The 19309-nt window shown below is 32.3% G+C and carries 18 protein-coding genes; 7 read left to right on the plus strand and 11 right to left on the minus strand.

Features of this window, described 5'->3' with window-relative positions:
* The first annotated feature begins 420 nt into the window (after positions 1–420).
* The 5 genes from gdhA to ACKI67_RS09775 all read left to right on the plus strand — a co-directional run bounded on the left by gdhA (position 421) and on the right by ACKI67_RS09775 (position 4816).
* Entirely contained in the window at positions 421–1755 is a 1335-nt protein-coding gene (gene gdhA / locus ACKI67_RS09755) for an NADP-specific glutamate dehydrogenase (protein ID WP_407463338.1), read from the plus strand.
* Positions 1756–2169: 414 nt separating this feature from the next.
* Positions 2170–2502: a histone family protein gene (locus ACKI67_RS09760; RefSeq protein ID WP_407463339.1), complete on the plus strand. Its 333-nt coding sequence runs from the start codon at positions 2170–2172 to the stop codon at positions 2500–2502.
* Positions 2503–2722: 220 nt separating this feature from the next.
* Positions 2723–3301, plus strand: a complete 579-nt coding sequence (locus tag ACKI67_RS09765; RefSeq protein WP_407463340.1) for a DapH/DapD/GlmU-related protein — start codon at positions 2723–2725, stop codon at positions 3299–3301.
* A gap of 111 nt (positions 3302–3412) precedes the next feature.
* Positions 3413–3811 (plus strand): PaaI family thioesterase, encoded by a 399-nt coding sequence (locus ACKI67_RS09770; RefSeq protein WP_407463341.1) that lies wholly within the window; start codon positions 3413–3415, stop codon positions 3809–3811.
* Between the two features lie 57 nt (positions 3812–3868).
* Positions 3869–4816, plus strand: coding sequence for a M48 family metalloprotease (locus ACKI67_RS09775; protein WP_407463342.1), 948 nt, complete (start codon positions 3869–3871; stop codon positions 4814–4816).
* 72 nt (positions 4817–4888) lie between these two features.
* Here the strand turns inward: ACKI67_RS09775 and ACKI67_RS09780 are convergent, their stop codons facing one another.
* From ACKI67_RS09780 to ACKI67_RS09790, 3 genes are all read right to left on the minus strand, one after another.
* The gene (locus tag ACKI67_RS09780; protein ID WP_407463343.1) at positions 4889–5842 is read right to left on the minus strand and encodes a hypothetical protein; all 954 of its coding nucleotides are present in this window, start codon (positions 5840–5842) and stop codon (positions 4889–4891) included.
* Between the two features lie 29 nt (positions 5843–5871).
* Entirely contained in the window at positions 5872–6726 is an 855-nt protein-coding gene (locus ACKI67_RS09785) for a hypothetical protein (RefSeq protein WP_407463344.1), read from the minus strand.
* 388 nt (positions 6727–7114) lie between these two features.
* The gene (locus tag ACKI67_RS09790; RefSeq protein WP_407463345.1) at positions 7115–7495 is read right to left on the minus strand and encodes a hypothetical protein; all 381 of its coding nucleotides are present in this window, start codon (positions 7493–7495) and stop codon (positions 7115–7117) included.
* A 170-nt stretch (positions 7496–7665) separates the two neighbouring features.
* On the opposite strand from ACKI67_RS09790, the gene ACKI67_RS09795 reads away from it, so the two are divergent.
* Complete coding sequence (locus tag ACKI67_RS09795) at positions 7666–9042, plus strand: MATE family efflux transporter (RefSeq protein WP_407463346.1); 1377 nt, start codon at positions 7666–7668, stop codon at positions 9040–9042.
* A 50-nt stretch (positions 9043–9092) separates the two neighbouring features.
* Here the strand turns inward: ACKI67_RS09795 and ACKI67_RS09800 are convergent, their stop codons facing one another.
* Together ACKI67_RS09800 and ACKI67_RS09805 are read right to left on the minus strand one after the other, a co-directional pair.
* Positions 9093–9995: an SIR2 family NAD-dependent protein deacylase gene (locus tag ACKI67_RS09800; RefSeq protein WP_407463347.1), complete on the minus strand. Its 903-nt coding sequence runs from the start codon at positions 9993–9995 to the stop codon at positions 9093–9095.
* A gap of 11 nt (positions 9996–10006) precedes the next feature.
* Entirely contained in the window at positions 10007–10825 is an 819-nt protein-coding gene (locus tag ACKI67_RS09805; RefSeq protein WP_407463348.1) for a protein-ADP-ribose hydrolase, read from the minus strand.
* Positions 10826–11044: 219 nt separating this feature from the next.
* Between ACKI67_RS09805 and ACKI67_RS09810 the strand changes: the two genes are divergently transcribed.
* Complete coding sequence (locus tag ACKI67_RS09810; RefSeq protein WP_407463349.1) at positions 11045–11851, plus strand: DUF169 domain-containing protein; 807 nt, start codon at positions 11045–11047, stop codon at positions 11849–11851.
* 64 nt (positions 11852–11915) lie between these two features.
* On the opposite strand, the gene ACKI67_RS09815 is transcribed toward ACKI67_RS09810, so the two are convergent.
* The 6 genes from ACKI67_RS09815 to ACKI67_RS09840 all read right to left on the minus strand — a co-directional run bounded on the left by ACKI67_RS09815 (position 11916) and on the right by ACKI67_RS09840 (position 19069).
* Entirely contained in the window at positions 11916–12530 is a 615-nt protein-coding gene (locus ACKI67_RS09815) for an orotate phosphoribosyltransferase-like protein (RefSeq protein WP_407463350.1), read from the minus strand.
* A 116-nt stretch (positions 12531–12646) separates the two neighbouring features.
* Positions 12647–13594, minus strand: a complete 948-nt coding sequence (locus ACKI67_RS09820; RefSeq protein WP_407463351.1) for a Gfo/Idh/MocA family oxidoreductase — start codon at positions 13592–13594, stop codon at positions 12647–12649.
* Between the two features lie 357 nt (positions 13595–13951).
* The gene (hemC, locus tag ACKI67_RS09825) at positions 13952–14821 is read right to left on the minus strand and encodes a hydroxymethylbilane synthase (RefSeq protein WP_407463352.1); all 870 of its coding nucleotides are present in this window, start codon (positions 14819–14821) and stop codon (positions 13952–13954) included.
* 111 nt (positions 14822–14932) lie between these two features.
* Positions 14933–16600, minus strand: coding sequence for a coenzyme F430 synthase (gene cfbE, locus ACKI67_RS09830; RefSeq protein ID WP_407463353.1), 1668 nt, complete (start codon positions 16598–16600; stop codon positions 14933–14935).
* Between the two features lie 126 nt (positions 16601–16726).
* Positions 16727–18595, minus strand: coding sequence for a bifunctional NADP phosphatase/NAD kinase (locus tag ACKI67_RS09835; protein ID WP_407463354.1), 1869 nt, complete (start codon positions 18593–18595; stop codon positions 16727–16729).
* Positions 18596–18607: 12 nt separating this feature from the next.
* On the minus strand, positions 18608–19069 hold the full coding sequence (locus ACKI67_RS09840; protein ID WP_407463355.1) for a pyruvoyl-dependent arginine decarboxylase: 462 nt from the start codon (positions 19067–19069) through the stop codon (positions 18608–18610).
* Positions 19070–19309 lie beyond the last annotated feature (240 nt).

Consider the following 19309-nt stretch of genomic DNA (forward strand, 5'->3'; position numbering starts at 1 on the left):
AAAATTTTTTAAAAATAGGTACCTTTATATTGAATATTATTCAATTTATTATTAGACATCAAAATCGGAAAAGGTTTTCCACTATCATAGGCATAAACTTTTTTGATAGAAATATCTTAAATGTTTAAGTCATGATAGTGAAATCTTATCTGAAAGAATGTCCTAAGATATTATTTAAATTTTTTTTAAATAATTGTTTTTCACTAAAATTGATTTAACTAATATTCTTTTATTGTTGTTTGGAAATAGCTATAGTTAAATGTCTTTTGTAGTTAAGTATAGTTAGTTGAAATATAGTTGAATTTTGTATTGCTATTTTTGATCAACGATAATAATATTAGTTTAATTAATTTTTTTCAAATTTAAAAATATCTTAAATTCATTAATTTTTTTATTTATTAAACAAATGGAGATTAAATTATGTCCTATGTTGATGAAGTAATTGACTTAATTGTTAAAGAAAACCCTGATGAACCTGAGTTTCATCAAGCTGTAAAAGAAGTATTAGAATCTTTAAGAGTCGTAATCGAAGAAAATGAAGAACAATACAGAAAAGATGCACTTTTAGAAAGATTAGTAAACCCAGAAAGACAATTAAAATTCAGAGTCCCTTGGGTAGACGACAACGGTCAAGTTCAAGTAAACACCGGTTACAGAGTACAATTCAACAGTGCAATCGGACCTTACAAAGGAGGTCTTCGTTTCCACCCTTCCGTAAATGTAGGTATTATTAAATTCTTAGGATTCGAACAAATCTTCAAAAACTCCTTAACTGGCCTTCCAATTGGTGGAGGTAAAGGTGGATCTAACTTTGATCCTAAAGGAAAATCCGACAGAGAAGTTATGGCTTTCTGTCAAAGTTTCATGACCGAACTCTGCAAATACATTGGTGCTGACACTGACGTCCCTGCTGGAGATATCGGTGTAGGTGGTAGAGAAATCGGTTACTTATTCGGCCAATACAAAAGAATCCAAGGATTATACGAAGGAGTGCTTACTGGTAAAGGATTAACCTTTGGTGGATCTTTAGCAAGAACTGAAGCAACTGGATATGGTTTATTATACTTCACTAATGCAATGTTAAAAGCAAATGACATTGATATTGCAGGAAAAACCATTGCAGTATCCGGTGCAGGTAACGTAGCTATTTATGCAATTCAAAAAGCTCAACAATTAGGCGGTAAACCTGTAACCTGTTCCGATTCCACCGGTTGGATTTACGACCCAGAAGGAATCGATGTAGAATTATTAAAAGAAGTAAAAGAAGTAAGACGTGAAAGATTAACTGCATATGCTGAAGCAAGACCATCCGCTGAATACCACGAAGGCAAAGGTGTATGGACTGTAAAATGTGACATTGCTCTTCCATGTGCTACCCAAAACGAATTACAATTAGAAGATGCAAAAACTTTAGTTGCTAATGGTGTAGTTGCTGTGGCTGAAGGTGCAAACATGCCTACCACTATTGAAGCTACCGAATACTTACAAGAAAACGGTGTTTTATTCGCACCAGGTAAAGCTTCCAATGCTGGTGGAGTAGCTACTTCTGCTCTTGAAATGTCTCAAAACTCCCAAAGATTATCTTGGACCTTTGAAGAAGTTGATTCAAGACTCCAAACCATTATGGAAAACATCTTTGCTAATGTTGATGCAGCAGCTAAAGATTACGGATTTGAGAAAAACTATGTAGTTGGAGCTAACATTGCAGGATTCTTAAAAGTAGTTGACGCAATGAACGCTCAAGGAATCGTCTAGATTCCTTAATTTTTTCTTTTTTTAATTTTTTTATCTTTTTTTTAATTTTCACACTCTTTTTTAAATCTTTTTTAAATCTTTTTATAATTTTAATGTATATTATTATGGTTCTAAAGAATATGAACTTCTTATAAAAAATAGTGATTTTAGCTTGTTTTAATTAATTTAAATGATTAAATTCTTATAAAAAGTTGTTAAGAATCTAAAAAAGATTTAAAAAGAAAAATAAATTTATTCTTTAATCAATCCTCTAGATCAAAGTAGAGTTTCGACATTTTTATGTAAGAATTCATAAAAATGATTATTTTTTATTATTTTGTATAAATATTAAGTTAATTAAGTAAGAAATATGGAAAAACTTTATAAATAAGTAGAATAAAATAAAAATTATACAATTATAAAGAGGTGTAAATTATGGCAATTCCTAAAGCTCCTGTAAAAAGGATTATTCAAGAAGAAGGTGCTGAAAGAGTAAGTGCTGATGCAGTAGATGCATTAGTTGCATACTTAGAAGCTGACGCAGATGCAGTTGCTAAAAAAGCAATTGAATATGCAACAATTGCAAAAAGACAAACTGTAAAAGCTGAAGATATTGCATTAGCTACTGGCGTTACAACTACTTCTGACACTCCTGCAGAGAATGAACACAACCTTTTTGACGTAATCAAAAAAGTAATTGAATCTGCAGAAGAAGGAAAAGGATTTGAAGACATCATTAAATCCTTTATTAAATTCGATAAAAAATAAATGCATAAAAATATCAAAGCTACTCAATGAAGATTATATGGATTTAACTTAAATCCTATAATTTTTATTATTTGAATTTTTTTGCAAATCTTTTCTTTTTTTATTTATTTATTTTTTTAACTTATTTTCCATATTCTATTTTACTATTTCCTTAGGTTTTTCAAATTTTCCGTCTTTTTTTTTAAAAATTTTTATATCTTATCAAAACCAATTTATTATTATGTTAGAACTTAATGAACTATTGGATATTTTCAATGCTGGTGATGCATTGGTTATGGATGAGGAAGCTGCAGATGCATGCAATTATTATAGTATTGAAGCTCAAAAGATCACTTGTGAATTAAATTATAAGTTTCATGATTTTGATGAAAGAAGAGAACTTTTCTCCAAATTGATTGGTAAAGAACTGGATGATGAATTTAGGGTTTTCACCCCATTTTTCACAGATTTTGGAAAGAACATTCATCTTGGCAGAAATGTCTTCATCAATGCAGGATGCAAGTTTCAGGACCAAGGAGGAATCTATATTGAGGATGATGTATTGGTTGGCCATAATGTTGTTATGGCTACCTTGAATCATGATGAGAATCCAAAAAATAGGGCAAATTTAATTGCAGCCCCAATAAGAATCGGAAACAAGGTTTGGATAGGTTCTAATGCAACTATTTTGCCTGGCGTTACAATAGGGGATGGGGCAATCATTGCAGCTGGAGCAGTAGTGACAAAAGATGTGGATGAATGTTCTATCGTTGCCGGAATTCCTGCTAAGTTTATTAGAAAGGTTAAAACAGATGAATAATCTGTTTTTTTATTTCTAAACCTTATTAAGTAGAATAATCTTTTAAATGATTTTCAATATAATAATATTATTTAAGAATAATTTAATTCACATTTTTAATTAGGTGATTTTTTGACAACTTTTGAATCAATAGAAGAAGCAAGAGAGTTTTTCAATGGAGATAAGTTTGCAGCAAAATTAGGCATTCATTTGGATGAGCTTGGAGAGGATTATTGTATTTGCAGTGTGGAGATCAAGGATGATTTCAGAAATGGTTTCGGTGCTGTAATGGGTGGAGCAATATTCACTCTTGGTGATTTTGCCTTTGCAGTCATGTCCAATCAACTGCACAAGCTGACAGTAGGTCTTCAGGTAAGCATAAACTATTTAAGTGGAGCTAAAGGAGAAAAGCTTATAGCAAAGGCTTCAGTCCGTAAAGACGGTAGAACAACCTCTGTAATTAATGTGGATATTACAGATGACACAGGTAGGGAAATTGCTCAGTTTGTTGGAACTGGATACAAAATGTAAAATATTTTTATAACTTATTACATAATTAATTATAAGTATTATTTGTTTGGTGATTAGATGGCAAAAGATAAAAGAAGTAGTTTAAATCCGTTTACAGGTAAAAGTCATTTTGACATTGTAAATGATGATAAGTTTTTGGAGGACTCATATAGGCAATATTATGCTATGCTCCAAAAGGCTCAAGTATTGGATAATGCTCCTGAAGGTCAATTGGTGAGAGCTGTAGCTGTCAGATTGATAAAGGCAGTGGAGGCTTACTTGACAAAAATCGACAGAATGGACTATATTCAAGATTATTATGATTGGGATGTACATTTAATTGCAGACAATACTGTAAACGCTTTTTGTATGCCTGGTGGAAAAATAATAATGTTTTCAGGAATTCTTTCAATTGCAAACACCGAAGAAAAGATTGCATTTATCTTAGGGCACGAAATGGCACACGCACTCCTTGACCATTCAAGAACTCGTGCAAGTGTTGAAAGTGCGAAGAACACCATTGCAACAGCAGGTTACTTTGGAAGTTTCATTTTGGACATCTTCGGTTTAGGTTCAGTTGGAGACATTACAAGAGCATCCATCAATGCCGCTAATATCGGTTCTGACTTCTTATTTGTAAAACCATTTGGAAGAGGTCATGAATTGGAAGCTGACAGATTAGGTATGCTGATCATTCATTGGGCAGGTTACGACATCAATGGAATTCCTGCATTTTGGGAAAGCATGAGCCAAAGGGGAGGAAATGAATTTGACTTCTTCTCAACTCACCCATCTGATGATAAGAGGATTGCAAACATGAGGACATTGATTGAAGAAATCAACAGTCAAAAAGATTTCACAAGCGGTCCTGTTATTGGTGATGCTCAACCAACCAAGGAATATGGTAGGAAACCAGAAGCTCCACAAGCTCCACAAGCTCCACAGGCTCCTGCATGTCCTAAATGTGGTGCTCAGGTAGATCCTGGAGATAAATTCTGTACCAACTGCGGTACTCAAATAGGATAAATATTTTATTTTTAAGTTAAACGATTTTTTAGTTTAACATTACTATTTTTTCTTTTTTGATTAAGGAAATCCTTAATCAAATAATTCTTTTATCAAATATCTGCTTTTTTCATTAGAGTTCATATTTTGAATTTTATAATAATTCAGGAATCCCTCTTGGATATCATATATGAAAAACATTTTTCCATTTAATATTCCAATATCCAATCCTTTGAAGAAAACATATTTTAAATAAAGTTCCACCAATTCCTTAGCTTCAAATTCCCCTTCAAGATTTGCGAATATGTCAGATACAAACATGTCATGGGCTGTAAATGTATCAAAACGATAAAAGTTCTGACAGGCTCTTTCAGCATTATTCAAACTCACTTCCAATATATTGAATAGTTTTTCAAACAATCTGTCATTTATATTGGAGAATTTATCCTTCAATTCACCATCAATTCCTTCCCCTTCAAGAAAACTGATTATTCCATTTTTTTCAATTCTTTCCTTATATTCGATTATCTCTTCATTGATGGTGTATATTCCATCTTGGACCGGTTCGCAATTAACATCTATCCCATCAACTTCCCTTTTTTCCTCATACTTCTTGTTTCTGTAATTCAATTGCCTTGGATTTGATTCCCTTGTTGATTTCCTTATTTTTATTGGAGGTATTGTCTTTTTAAAGAAATCAATCTTAAAGTTATACTCTGTATAACAATCATATTCTCTTTCTAGATAGTCGCTGTACTTTTCCTTATTTTCCAAACAGTTATTCAGTTTGATGATCTTTCCAACTATGATTCCAAATAAGATTCCTTCCTTAAACACTTCATCGTATGCCTCCTTGATTTTTTCCTGCAATTTGTCGTGGTCATATTTAATCAGGTCATTTGATTCAAGCAATATTTCAAGGTCAATATTCACATCAATGAGGTAATTGTGTATATTGTCATCCACTCCAATATCCTTTAAAACAGGTTCTGTAAGTTCTAAATGCTTTTCGTAAAGTTCGTAAATTTCATTAACCAAATAGCTCATATCTTCACCACCTTTGTTTTTTTGTTTTTTTAAACAGGGCAATTATTGTGTTTTTTAAAGATGTAATCGCTATGCTCCTTTTGGATATACATCATGATTTCAGTTTCACTTAAATTTTTTAGCTTGTTGTAATTGATTTGGTCTTTTTGAATATCTTCAATGACTATTCCAAATCCTACCTTTATTCCTATTTCGGCACCTGTATCTATCATCAGTTCAAAATATTCTTCAAGAATTTCCTTGACCTTGAAAGTCCCTTCCATCTCCTTAAAGAATCTGGACCTTATCTGTGGTCTCAAGATTTCTGAATTGATTCTGATCTTTTTCTGGAAACCATATTTCGCTTTTTTCCTATCAATTTCAAAAATATCCAAAAACTCTTCGTAAAGTATTTTTTTCAGTTCATTATGGTTCTTATCAATAATTTTAGAGATGAAAAGAACTTCTTCAGCCTCTTTTTCAATATCGCTTAGTTCTGCGTTCATTGTCACAAGAACCCTTTTCATTCCATCTTCGCAATATTCATTCAAAACTGATTTTGATTCATCAAACTTTGGAAAAAACTCATTATAATCTTCCAGATTTATTTTAGATATTTCATTTTTGCTTAATGGCAACTCCAAGACTTTCTTTATCATATGTGCCTTTCCAAACCCTAATCCGAATAGTATTCCTTCCTTGACGATTTTTTCATAGAAATTATCTATGAGTTCAAAGGAGTCTATCTCTTCATTCAATAGATTGGTGCTCTTTAAGATAATTATTAAATCATGGTTTGCATTAGGTCTTGAGAGAAATTCCCCTTCAATGCCAAAATGTTTCCCTATCATTAAGAAATTCTCTTTTTGTTGCTTTTCGTATTCATCAAAGATTTCATCAATCATGTATTTCACCTTAATTTAGCTTAATTTTCTTTATTTTTTTATTTATCCTTATTATATAAATTATTATCGGTTATAAAAAGTTTTTAGAATATTATAACTAAATTAAAGCAATTTTACAACTTTATTTTAATATTGATGTCATCTTGTAATTTTATAATAAAAATGAAAAATTTTGCATTCTTTTTTAGATGCTCATTTTTTAAAAATTTTTATAAAATAAGAAAATAAATGAGGTGTGATGTAGGCTGGGTGATGGTTTGTTATCTAGAAAATTTTCTAATATAAAATAATTAGATGTATGATTGATTAAATTAATGTTTTTCTTAATAAGTATTAAAAATATTTGGCATATTTTTATTTAAATTGGTGGAATTTATTTTGTGATTTTTCACTTTTGTGATATTATGTTTTTACTTTCGATTAAATCGGATTTTTCTTGAAGTTGATCTTGTCTTGGATCCTTTTCCTGAACTGTGATTGAGAATGATGAATAGCTTTGCTTATCTGCAACTGGAGAAATTCCTCTGAAAATGCATTCGAAGTCACCAGTATCTGCAATGTTGAATTGGATGTCTTCACCTAAATTGAACTCTTCAAAGTATTGGACAGTTTTGGTTGAGTCTTCAACAGGTACAATGATATTGATTATCATGGATTGGTCCTTTTCGTAGATTTTCACTCCATTTTGATTGATGTATAACTCTTTAACTCTTGGTCTTTTGATATTTCCATATTGTTTTTTGAAGATTACGTAATTGTTTTCAGCCATAATATCACATCTTGATAGTTATTTATATAAATTTTGTTTTATATATAGTTATAATGGATTAAAATTTCCAATAATTAAAAATACTTAAATAATTAAAGTTTTAGCTATTTTTGAGAATTTTTATTATTTATTTTTAAAGATTAAAAGGAATTTAAAGAATTTGTGATAAAATGAGTGAAAACATAACAAATCATCAAGGAGTGGACTCCATATTGGGAGATCCTAAGAAGGCTTTGTGGAAAATGTCTATTCCACTTATCATTTCATTGTTTATCACAAGTCTTTACAGTGTAATCGATGCCATTTGGGTATCTGGATTAGGGGCGGATGCACTTGCAGGTGTTGGTTTTGTAAGTCCTATATTCATTGCACTTATGGGAATAGGAAATGGTTTGGGGGCTGGTTCTGCCTCTGCATTGTCAAAATATATTGGTGAACAGAATAAGGAAAAGGCAGATAATGGTGCCATTCACACTATTTTCATCACAATCATTGTTTCTATTATCACAACAATTCTACTCCTTATATTCCTGAAGGACATTCTCCTTGGGATGGGGGCAGGAAGCACAATTGATTATGCAATGGATTATGGGGTAATTTTAGTTTCAGGTTCCATTCTTGTAATTTTATCAAATGCATTATATGGAGTCCTAAGAGGTGAAGGAGATGCAAACAGGACAATGTATGCAATGCTATTTTCTTCAATCTTCAATATGATATTGGATCCAATTCTTATTTATGGTCTTAATTTAGGGGTTAAGGGAGCAGCAATTGCCACATTAATATCCTTGTTGCTTGTGAATATTATTCTGTTCTATTGGTTCTATGTGAAGAAGGATACTTATTTAAAGCCATTTTTATCTAATTATAAGTTCAATAAAGATATTGCTGTGGACATTATAAAGGTAGGTTTTCCTGCAAGCTTGGAATTGATCAACAATGCTTTGTTCGCTGCATTGTTTTCACTTTTGCTTGTAATTGTAGCAAATACAGATGCAGTTGCAGTCTATTCAACTGGTTGGAGAGTTGTTACCATTGCAACAACTCCAATAATTGCAATAGCTACAGCATTAATATCTGTTGTAGGTGCAAATTATGGTGCTAAAAAGTATGATGAGATTTTGGTTGCTCATAGATACTCTATGAAAATAGCCATTCTATTTGGGTTCATCGCTGCAATAGTTGTTTATCTCTTTGCTCCACAAATCGTTTCTGTATTTGCATACACAGGTACAAGTACAAGATTGACTCCACAGCTAATTGCATTCCTATCTGTAATAGTCATTTATTTCCCGACTATGGGTTATGGATGCACTTCCACCTTTGTTTTCCAAGGAACAGGAAATGGAATAACTGCAATGTTCCAGACAATCTTGAGGGAAACTGTATTCACTCTTGCCTTTGCAATACTTTTAGCTATTGTGTTTGGTTATGGAGAGTATGGAGCATGGTGGGGAATCATTCTTGGTGAATTGGTTGTAAATACAATAACTATGATTTGGGCTGATTTGCATATTAAAAGATTAATTAAATCAAATGAAAACTAATGTCTGAAATACCAAAATTTAACCTTATTTTTTTTATTTTTATTATTTTTTTATTTTATTTTATCCAATGTTTCACCAATGCTCTCTTTGAAAGGAACATATCTCTCTTTAACGTCTTGGGATATGTAATTGCCAAGTTCATCTTCAGGAACCAAATAATAATTTCCTTTATGTTTAACTGTTAATTCTGTGTGGCTCCTGTTGAATCTCACAAGATTGACATTTTCATATGATTTCACTAAATCATCGAATGGGAAACGAATTATAATTGGGGTGTTAAATCCGATTCCAAATTCCAAAAGGAGCAATTTTCCATTTAAAGCCTTTTGTCTAAAATCAATGTAGTTCTTATTTTGTTCATGCCACTCATCATCCTCTACAAAGAAGCTGTCTTTTCTTAAGTTCAAGTCCATTTCCTCGCCACAAACAGGGCATTTTGGAACAAGTTCACTTGGTATCTTCAAGTCTTCATCAGTTTTCTCCATCATTTCCAAGATCAATTCTGTATCGTCATATAATTTATTATGGCATGCCTTTGAGCATTGGATTTTGCTGTAGGTTCCTTGTGTTCTAAAGAATCTGTTCTTGTCAAAACCTGATTTCAGGAATTGGTCATCAGTATTTGTTGTGATTACGAAATAATCCTTATCTTTCACTATGCTGAAGAGTTTTTTATAAAGGTCTGTTCCTTCCATTCCAATGTTGTTTACATAAACATGCTTAGCAAAATATGCCCATCTTTCTTCTGGGCTTTTGAATGGATAGAACATTGAAGTGTACATGTCCTGAAATCCATATTTTTCAATAAATTCTGGGAACTTGTCTGTAAATCTTTTCCCAGCATATTCCACTCCTGCAGCAGTTGATAGTCCTGCACCTGCACCTATCAATATATAATCAGCATCATCAATCAATTCTTTTAATTTTTCCACTCTTAAATTATATTCTTCCATATTTTTACTCCCTATTTTAGATTTTTCCTATAGATTTCTGTTGCTTCATCTGAATATGTGTTGAATATTATCTTTTCAAGATTTGTATTTTGATTGTTCTTTAAATAGTTTCTTACAGTTTCAATAGCTAATTTGGAAGCTTGGTCTTTTGGGAAGTTGAAGACTCCAGTGGATATTGAACAAAAAGCTATTGATTTTAATTCATGTTCATCTGCAAGTTCCAAACAAGATTGATAACAGCTTTCAAGCTCTCTTATTTCATTCTCATCAGGTTCTCTCCCATAAGGTATTGCTGGACCTACAGTATGAATGACATATCTTGAAGGGAGATTATAGGCAGAGGTGATTTTTGCATTTCCGTTTGCCTCTTCATGGCCTTGCTCTTGCATGATCTTATAGCAGTCCATTCTTAACTGGAATCCTGATGCTGAATGAATCTGATTGTCAATGCAGTTATGCAAAGGAATAAAGCATCCTAACATTTGGCTGTTTGCTGCATTCACTATTGCATCTGCTTTTAGATAAGTTATGTCTCCTTGCCATAAAGCTATCTTTGAGTCTATTTCATTAGGATTTTGACTAATTGTTTCTATATCTTCACAAGAGACCAAATCTTTGTTATTTGTTTCCTCGCTAAGGATTCTATCTTGAATTTTATAGAATTCATCACTTAACTGCACTGGAGTTTGTGTATTCATCAATGCTCTAAGCAATTTTCTCTTTTCATCATAATTGTCAGGAATTTCCATATTATTGTCTATTCTATCATTTGTGGAAATCAATTCATTTATCAGAAAATCTATTTCCTTATTTTTATCAAATTCTGTCATCTTTAACCTCATGACTTATCTTATTTCTTATATTAACTATTGTTCGCATATATATAAATCTTTTTTGTAACTGGCAAGTTACTTTGATTTTGGGTATGGATTTTTATTTTATTTCAACACTTAATTTAGTTATTAATCTTCATTCCATCCTTTAAATAGTAAAATCTTTATATTTCATTGTATAAATCTAAAATTAATTATTATAAAGGTTGTTTTAAAATGGAATTTAATATTGTAAAGGAATTGAACGGACAGTTTGATCCTATAGTTTTAATTAAAGCTGATGAAAAACCAGATGATGCATTGGCTCCTAAAGCAGGAAGAGGCGGTTGTGTGATGTCTTTGGTTGGACAAACAATTGCAAAAAGGAAAGTCACTGCTTTTGGTCGTGAAAACATTACCTGTGGAGGAGTGTCTGCTGGTTTTGGTTGGGGAACTGGATTCAAAACAGATGAAGACAGAGAGTTTCAAGCCACCTTTTTATCTTTAGGTACAGAGTCTGCTAAGGATAAGGAAGCATTTCTGCATAGGTTAAGCTTCATGCCAAAACCTACTCAAGAGATGTTCAAGAAGGGTGAGAGAATCTTTTCAGATTTTGACACTGCATATGAAAACATTAAGAATAGGCCTTTCTATGATGAAGGGCAGTATGTGATTTTCAAGCCGATAGAACTTCTTGAAGATGGTGAAACTCCAGATTCTGTTGTCTTCACATTAAACACTATGGAATTATCTGCAGTGCTTCAGTTGAATGGTTCCTTTAGGTCAAAAAGTGCTCATATAATGACTCCACAAGCATCTGCATGTCAAGCTATTGGTGCATTCACTTTCGAGCAAGCAGACAGTGACGACCCTGTTCCAGTCTTAAGTCCCCTTGACTTTGCTGCTAGGGCTCATATGAGACGATTGATTCCAGATGAATATATGAACCTATCAATGCCTTGGAATCTGTTCTTAAAATTAGAAGAGCTTAGTAAAAATAGTGTTTTCCAAACTCATTTCTGGGATGATTTTGGAAATAAATGAAATAAATTATTCGTAAAATATAAAACTAAAAAATTTTTTAATAAAAAAAATAAAGTAAGTTAATTTAACTTAATTGACTTACTTTAATTAATGATTCTACTGGGACTCCGTCCACTTCTTCGAGTCCTGACTTATCAATTAAAACAGTTACTACAACTGGATCTCCACCATGGTCTTTAACCACTTTAATTACATCTGTGATGGTGTCACCGCTGGTGATTACATCATCGACAACAACTATTTTTTTGCCTTCAACAGTTCCAAAGTTGCTGCTTATAGCTCCTTCATCACTGTTTGTTGGGTTAGTTCTGTGTTTTTTAGGGTGGAAAATGGATATGCATGTAGTGGTTCCAGTCAATTCTTCAATTACATCTGCCATCATGGTTGCAAATGGAACTCCGCTTGTTGCAATTCCTAAAACAAGGTCAAGGTCGCCATGCTTTAATGCAATGTCACTTAAAGCTGCTGCAACATATCTGAGTCTGGAAGCACTTCCGCCTAAACTGTTCCAGTTGATTGCAATGTCAACAGGTGCTTCTGCTTCTACAGTTTCCTCTTTTCTTTGTAAGGTTAACCATTGTGCAGTATCCATTGATACATTAAGCTCATCTGCTATTTCACCAGTGGTAAATCCATGGTTTCTAAGTTCTTGAGCTCTATTAATAAGATCTTGGTTCATTTTTTCTCCTCACTTATATGTGTTATAATTATTAATAATTGATTTTTTGATTTTGATTTATTTTAATTTAATTTTAAGAATATATTTTCAAACTAATTTTTGTAATCTTGAAGAGATTATTTAAAATTGATTGGGCTGTGTTCTTTAGATGATTTGTTTGCTGCAAGAACCATCTTAAGGGCTTTAAGACCATCTTCACCTGTAATTTCAGGTTCTTCATCTGCTTCAATTTTACATAGGAAAGAGTTTAATTCTTCGCTTAATGGTTCTACTGGTTTGATTTGTATGTCTTGTGCAAATTTACCATAAACTTCAATGCTTTGGTCTATGTAGTCAATGGTAATGATTCCATCAGTACCAGTAATTTCGATTTGTCTACGTTTGTATGGAGTTAACCAGTTTACTTCTAAAATACCTGTAATGTCTTCATCAAAGCTTATCATGATTTCTGCATGATCTTCAAAGTCAGATTGGTCTAAAATACTGCTCATGGTTGCATAAACCTGTTTTACAGGAGCTTCAATCAAGAAGTTCATTACATCTAAATCGTGAATTGCAAGGTCAATAGCCACACCTACATCTTTTATTCTTGGTGGGAAAGGGCCTACTCTTTTAGCTGAAATTGTTACTAAATCACCAATAACCTCATTTTCAATGAGTTCCTTAGCTTTTTGCACTGCAGGATTGAATCTTTCAACATGTCCTGTTGCAAGTTTTACGCCTGCTTCTTTTGCAGCTTTAATCATTTCTTCAGCTTCTTCAGCAGTAAAAGCAATTGGCTTTTCAACTAAAACGTGCTTTCCATATTTTATAGCTTCCATTACGACTTCGTGGTGGAAGGTTGTTGGCACACAGACACTTACTGCTTCAATTTCAGGATCTTTCAATAAGTCTTCGATTTCTGAGTAGCCTTTTGTCTTATATTTTTTTACAACTTTATCTAAGGTTGGCTTTACTACATCAGCCACCGCTACGAGATTAGCATTTTCTAATTTCGAATATACACGGGCATGGTTGTATCCCATTGCACCTACACCTATAACTCCAACATTTATAGTTCTCAAATATATTCCTCCAATTATTCAGATATATTTTTGTGTCTTATAACTTATAAATATTATTAAATTTTTATATTTTTTTATATAATTTTTTCTCAATAATTATATTATTCATATCTAAATGAGTTTAAATTAAAAAATAAAGTAAATCAACTGTTATTTTTCTTAAAATAGAATAAAAAGTAAGATAAATTAATTTTTAAGAATTTTTAATCAGTTTTTAAATTTTGATAAATTTTTGATTTCATGAAAATTCAAGTTTTTTCATGAAATGGATTTATCATTAAAAAAATATTTAAAAAATATTTAAAAAAATTAAAGAAATTAGTTTATTTTTAAATATACATAGAATTCTTAGCTATTTTATAGGAATTCAAGCATATCTTTTCCTATTTTTCTTCCCATAGCTTCAGCTTCTCTTATGCTTCCATTAAGGCTTTCCTTATATAGGATTTCTCCATTTTTATCCAACAAGATGGAATTAAGCTCAAATTTCTTGTCTTTTATTCTTGCTATTGCTCCAATCGGCCATTGGCAACCGACTCCAATCTCTTCAAGAATGGTTTTCTCAGCCAATACCTCTTGGAATGAGAAATAGTGGTTTAATTTAGCGATTGTTTCTTTGAATTCACTATCCTTTCTGGTAATTACAGCTAATGCTCCTTGTCCTGCTGCAGGCATTATGTAATCTGTTGGAAACTGGGTTTTAATGTATTTTTGTAAACCTAATCTGTTCAATCCTGCTTCAGCCATGATTGTAGCATCAACTTCTCCATCCATAACCTTTTTGATTCTTGTTTCGACATTGCCTCTGATAGGTTTCAATTCAAAATCCTTATCATGGAGCTTGCAGAATGCTTCTCTTCTTAAGCTGCTTGTTCCAAGTGTGGAACCTTCTTCAAGTTCGCTCCAGCTGTAGTTTGAAATAAGCACTTCATTTGGACTTTCTCTTGGAGGAACTGCAACAATTTCAAGATCTTCATTCAATTCAGTAGGAACATCCTTTAGGCTGTGCACTGCAAAATCAACTTCCTCATCAAGCAATGCATTATCAAGTTCTCTTGTAAAAAGTCCTTTGGAATCCATATTATATAATTGGGAATTTGTGATCTTGTCTCCCTTTGTCTTTATAATATTCTTTTCCACTTCTTCTCCAGTGATATTGTATAGGCAGCTTCTTATGTAGTCTGTCTGTACAAGTGCAAGTTTGCTTCCTCTAGTTCCAACAATCATTTAATTCGCCTTGGTTTTTAGTTTTAATCAAATTTGATTTCAAAAGGTTTACCATTATAATTTTGTAAATTGTTCTTAATAAAATTATTTAAATTTTTAATATTTTTCGTTTTAACGTTTGGAAACTTGTGAATAGTTTGATCTGTAAATGAATAGAATGTTCTTATTGTTTCCTATTGCCTTATTTTGAGCTTCATGATAGTCTTCAATAAATTCTATTTTAAATGTTTCTTCTTTATTTTCCTTATTTTCTTTATTCTCTTCATTTAAAAAGTTTAATTTATTTTCTAAACTCTTTCCAAGTTCATCAGTTAAAATAAGATTGGTGTTGGGATTGTTCATCATATATTCATGCAAGAATTTGGATAGTTTCTCCTCGTCTATCTCTTCACATGTTACTCCATACTTTCCACCAATGATGATGTAGTAATCATCAATGTCTTTTATCATATTAATTGAACTTTCAATTGCTTTTGTATTTATTCCTGGATTGATTTCTTCAATAATTCTCAAATCAGTGCCATCAATTTGCCTTACGTTTGTTCTCCCATCGATTCCTTTAAATTTTGATAAAGCATTTTGAATTGTTTCTACATCTATGCCTAATGCAAGGGCGGTTGTTGCAGCAGATAAAATGTTTGATACATGATGTGATCCTGGAGCAAAACTATCTATCTCTAACTCTCCATTTATCAATTCATTGTCAATTCTTCTTAAATCATGATAAGTGATTTTGATGTTTGTATTGTCAATGCCATAGTCAATGGATTCGCAGAATACATTTGCATTTGGATTATCAAGTGAGAAGCTATTGATCTTTTCACAATATTTATCTTTTTCATCCTTGTAGAATTCATTCAATGTTTCATATTGGATAACTACCAAAGGAGATTTGAAGACTTGCTTTTTAGCCTCTCTTGCATTTGAGCTTCCTTTTGCAATGGAGTAGTTTTCCACCAGATTGGTTAGGATTCCAATATCAGCTAAACCGCATATTCCTAATGAATTTTCAAAAACAGCAATGTCATAATTCAAATCCTTGTAAGGGTTGTCATTGTATTCTTCAGAAATGATTTCATCTTCAATCATTTCGTCTAAATCCTTGTTCTTATCGCATATTGGAAATGTGTTGCATTTAGGATTTGCTATCTTTTTAGCTAATTGGATTGTGTTGATTATATTTGCTGGAGTAATGCTGATGTTCTTCTGCAATATGATTTTCTGTTCATCATCTTCATTTTTTCTAAACAGATAAGCACCTAAACTGGATAATAACAATGTATCCTCATTGTTTTCTAAAAATATCTCTTTTAAAAGGAATGAAACACTGGTTTTTCCTTTGACTCCAGTGATTTCAACTGTTTTTATGCCTTGATTGATTGTTTCCTCTTTCCAATTGCTTAAAACAAGTTCTATAGCTTCATGATGATTGAGAATCTTGTATTGGTTTAATATTTCCTCTTCATTTGAATCTATTGAACCGCTTATTTCAATTAGCAATTCTTTTACATTAAGTGAAGAATGAATAGGATTGATTATCAAATCTTTATGAGTGTTGTCGCTTTCAATATTGCTTATTGAATTGGATTTGATTTGGTTTTTAAAGGAGTCCAAATCCTTGATTATATTCACATCATAAGTGTTTAAAAGGTCTTCATCCTCTTTTTTTAAAGTATTGTAGATGTCATAGGCAAACACTTTTTCATATTCGCCAGATTTAGCAAGTTCAGAGGATATTTTCACTCCGCCATGTGTCAAATCAACTAAAAAAACATTCATTGTTTCACTCTTATTGTTTCACTATTAAGATATTTTAAAGATTGTTAAAAATCTTATCATCATAAAAAAGAATTAAAAAAAAGAATTAGGGGATATGAGATAGTAAAGAGTATTTATAAGTTATATTTATAATACTCTGTTGATACTGTCTAATCCTCCTTCATTAAGTTTATCTTTAACTTTCTTATAGAAGTATTTCTTATTGATTCTCATAAAGTAAACGTCTTTTTCTGACTTTTTGATTATGAGTTCTTCCATATAGTTCACTTCTTTTTGGACTTGTCCATCCATTACGAAAATAGCTTTCTTACCTCTCTTGAGGAGCTTGATTCTGATTTCACTTGCATCAGATACAACGAATGGCCTGACTCCCAATTTGTATGGACAAATAGGCACTATGATGAATGCCCCTACCTTAGGGTCTACAATAGGTCCTCCTGCAGACATTGAATATGCAGTGGATCCACTTGGTGTGGAAATGATCAATCCGTCTGCCCTTAATTCCTCAACAACTTCTCCGTCAACGGAAATCTCATAATGGAGCATTTTTGCAGGCCTTGCAGTCATAATTACAACTTCATTCAATGCACGGAAGCTTTGATTTTCATGGGAAATGATGATTTGTGTTCTTTTCTCTTTGGACCATTCTCCATCTAAGATTGCATCAAGAGCCTCGAATGTATTCTCCACTTCAATCTCTGTTAAGAATCCTACAGTACCCATGTTGATTCCGAATATTGGGATTTCCTTTGTCAATTGGTTTTGAGTCCTGAGAAGTGTTCCATCTCCTCCAAGAATGATTGCCATATCACTTCTAAGTTCGTTCAATTCCTTAGCATAATCCATGAAATTGTAATTGAAGTTCAAGCTTTCAATATGCTTTGCGATTTCAGGAGTTTCATTCATGGTTTTTGCAATGATCTTATGGAGTTCCGGATCTTCCTTAATCTCTTCCAATTTCTCTGCCAGAGATGATTCCAAAACTATTTCCAAATTCTTATTTACCAATGTTTCGAAGATTTTAAGTGAGAACAATACGGATTTGTACTCATCAACTCTACTTACAATAGCAACGCTTTGGATCTTTTCCAATTCATCGTTGTTTATGATCTTGATGATTTGATTATGAAGGTCAGGATTTCCTGCACTGACAACTACAGCCTTTTCATAAATGCTTAATCTGCTGTTTAGCTTTTCACCATATTTGTCTGTTACAATGGCTCCTGCTTCCTCTACAATAAGCTTTGAAGCGGCAATATCGATAATTCTACTTCCTCTCAAATCAAGAAACGCATCATATTTTCCACTTGCAACATAAGCAAGCTCCAATACTACAGAACCTAATACTCTCATTCTTCTTGCAGTGTCCACCAATTTGGAAACGGATAATGTTTTACTTTTAGTGAATCCTCCAAGGCTTATTTTAGTCAAGTCCGCTTCACTGCTTGGAGTCATTGGTTCCCCATTTCTTTTAGCTCCATTTCCTTTGATCGCTTCATAGAAGTTTCCATTGGCATAGTTCTTTACAAAACCAAGTTGCACATCATCCAATGTTGCTTCCCTTCCTTCAGGCACATTAGCCACTGCAATTGACATGCCGTATGCAGGAATGTTCTTAATTGCATTGCTTGTTCCATCAAGAGGATCAATGAGGAAAATGAATTTAGGTTTTTCCTGCTCTTTTTCCTTTCTGGTTTTTGGCACGTTATTAAGCAATTCTTCACTAAGGCTAATTGATTCCTGTTTTCCTTTTCCTAGTTTAAGTTCACCGATTTCCTCACTAATTAAGTAAGACTCAAAATCAGCATCTTTAAGGAGTTTGATTACTTCATCTTCAGCAATAATATCAATATATGATGTAGGGGTGCCGTCTGCACCTATTTTAACAAATTCTCCAGCTTTCGGATTTCCTACTTGTCCCTCAAGGAGATTTTCCACTTTTTCAAAAACTGTGGTTGCTATATTTCTACACAAATTTATATCGTCCTGATTCATCTTCTCCCTCCTTTATTCCTCAATTATATCATCTCTTAAGTATATGACTGCAGCTATTGCAGATCCTATTTCATCAACGGTATGGTGTGCCTCTTCAACAACCAATTCCTTGATTTCAACACCACGTTTATTCATCATGTATTTTACCATCTCAATTGCTTCGCTTTTCACATCTTCCGCGTTTTGATTGATTCCATTTGTCTCTACAGCACAGCCTAACTCTTCACCAATAGCTACTGCAATGCATGCAACCAGTTCCTCACCCTTATTTTTGGAGGTTAAGCTTGATAAAACGCAGTTTACCATTGAACCTGCCTTTAATTTAGGTAATTTTTCTACTTTTGTATTGGCCTCAAGCATGCTGGAGACTTTTATTAGATTAACATCCCCAATTTCCGCTTCATAGAGAGCATTATCAAATGCATTCAATTCAGTCGGACCTTCGGAGTTTCCGGAAACAATAGCTATTCTCATTTTACCACTTTATTTATAAGATTTTCTTTTGGTTTATTTTTCTTAAGAATTATTCTAATTTTTAATATCGATATTTTAAAATAATTTATCTTAATTAATATTTATCTTTTATAATATATTAATATTTTAAAATAATTTCATAATTAATTTTTTCATCAGTTTTTAAATCTTCTAATTCTCCCATTAAATTTAAATACTCTTCATCGTCTCCCCAGTCTATTCCTTCTTCAATACACTTAT

This window comes from Methanobrevibacter sp., from assembly GCF_045577275.1.
Taxonomy (GTDB): domain Archaea; phylum Methanobacteriota; class Methanobacteria; order Methanobacteriales; family Methanobacteriaceae; genus Methanobrevibacter.

Bases quoted from the DNA above. Each gene is read 5' to 3' on its own strand.
- gdhA (WP_407463338.1), top strand. From the start codon at position 421: ATGTCCTATGTTGATGAAGTAATTGACTTAATTGTTAAAGAAAACCCT.
- ACKI67_RS09760 (WP_407463339.1), top strand. From the start codon at position 2,170: ATGGCAATTCCTAAAGCTCCTGTAAAAAGGATTATTCAAGAAGAAGGT.
- ACKI67_RS09765 (WP_407463340.1), top strand. From the start codon at position 2,723: ATGTTAGAACTTAATGAACTATTGGATATTTTCAATGCTGGTGATGCA.
- ACKI67_RS09775 (WP_407463342.1), top strand. From the start codon at position 3,869: ATGGCAAAAGATAAAAGAAGTAGTTTAAATCCGTTTACAGGTAAAAGT.
- ACKI67_RS09780 (WP_407463343.1), bottom strand. From the start codon at position 5,842: ATGAGCTATTTGGTTAATGAAATTTACGAACTTTACGAAAAGCATTTA.
- ACKI67_RS09785 (WP_407463344.1), bottom strand. From the start codon at position 6,726: ATGATTGATGAAATCTTTGATGAATACGAAAAGCAACAAAAAGAGAAT.
- ACKI67_RS09790 (WP_407463345.1), bottom strand. From the start codon at position 7,495: ATGGCTGAAAACAATTACGTAATCTTCAAAAAACAATATGGAAATATC.
- ACKI67_RS09795 (WP_407463346.1), top strand. From the start codon at position 7,666: ATGAGTGAAAACATAACAAATCATCAAGGAGTGGACTCCATATTGGGA.
- ACKI67_RS09800 (WP_407463347.1), bottom strand. From the start codon at position 9,995: ATGGAAGAATATAATTTAAGAGTGGAAAAATTAAAAGAATTGATTGAT.
- ACKI67_RS09805 (WP_407463348.1), bottom strand. From the start codon at position 10,825: ATGACAGAATTTGATAAAAATAAGGAAATAGATTTTCTGATAAATGAA.
- ACKI67_RS09810 (WP_407463349.1), top strand. From the start codon at position 11,045: ATGGAATTTAATATTGTAAAGGAATTGAACGGACAGTTTGATCCTATA.
- ACKI67_RS09815 (WP_407463350.1), bottom strand. From the start codon at position 12,530: ATGAACCAAGATCTTATTAATAGAGCTCAAGAACTTAGAAACCATGGA.
- hemC (WP_407463352.1), bottom strand. From the start codon at position 14,821: ATGATTGTTGGAACTAGAGGAAGCAAACTTGCACTTGTACAGACAGAC.
- cfbE (WP_407463353.1), bottom strand. From the start codon at position 16,600: ATGAATGTTTTTTTAGTTGATTTGACACATGGCGGAGTGAAAATATCC.
- ACKI67_RS09835 (WP_407463354.1), bottom strand. From the start codon at position 18,595: ATGAATCAGGACGATATAAATTTGTGTAGAAATATAGCAACCACAGTT.
- ACKI67_RS09840 (WP_407463355.1), bottom strand. From the start codon at position 19,069: ATGAGAATAGCTATTGTTTCCGGAAACTCCGAAGGTCCGACTGAATTG.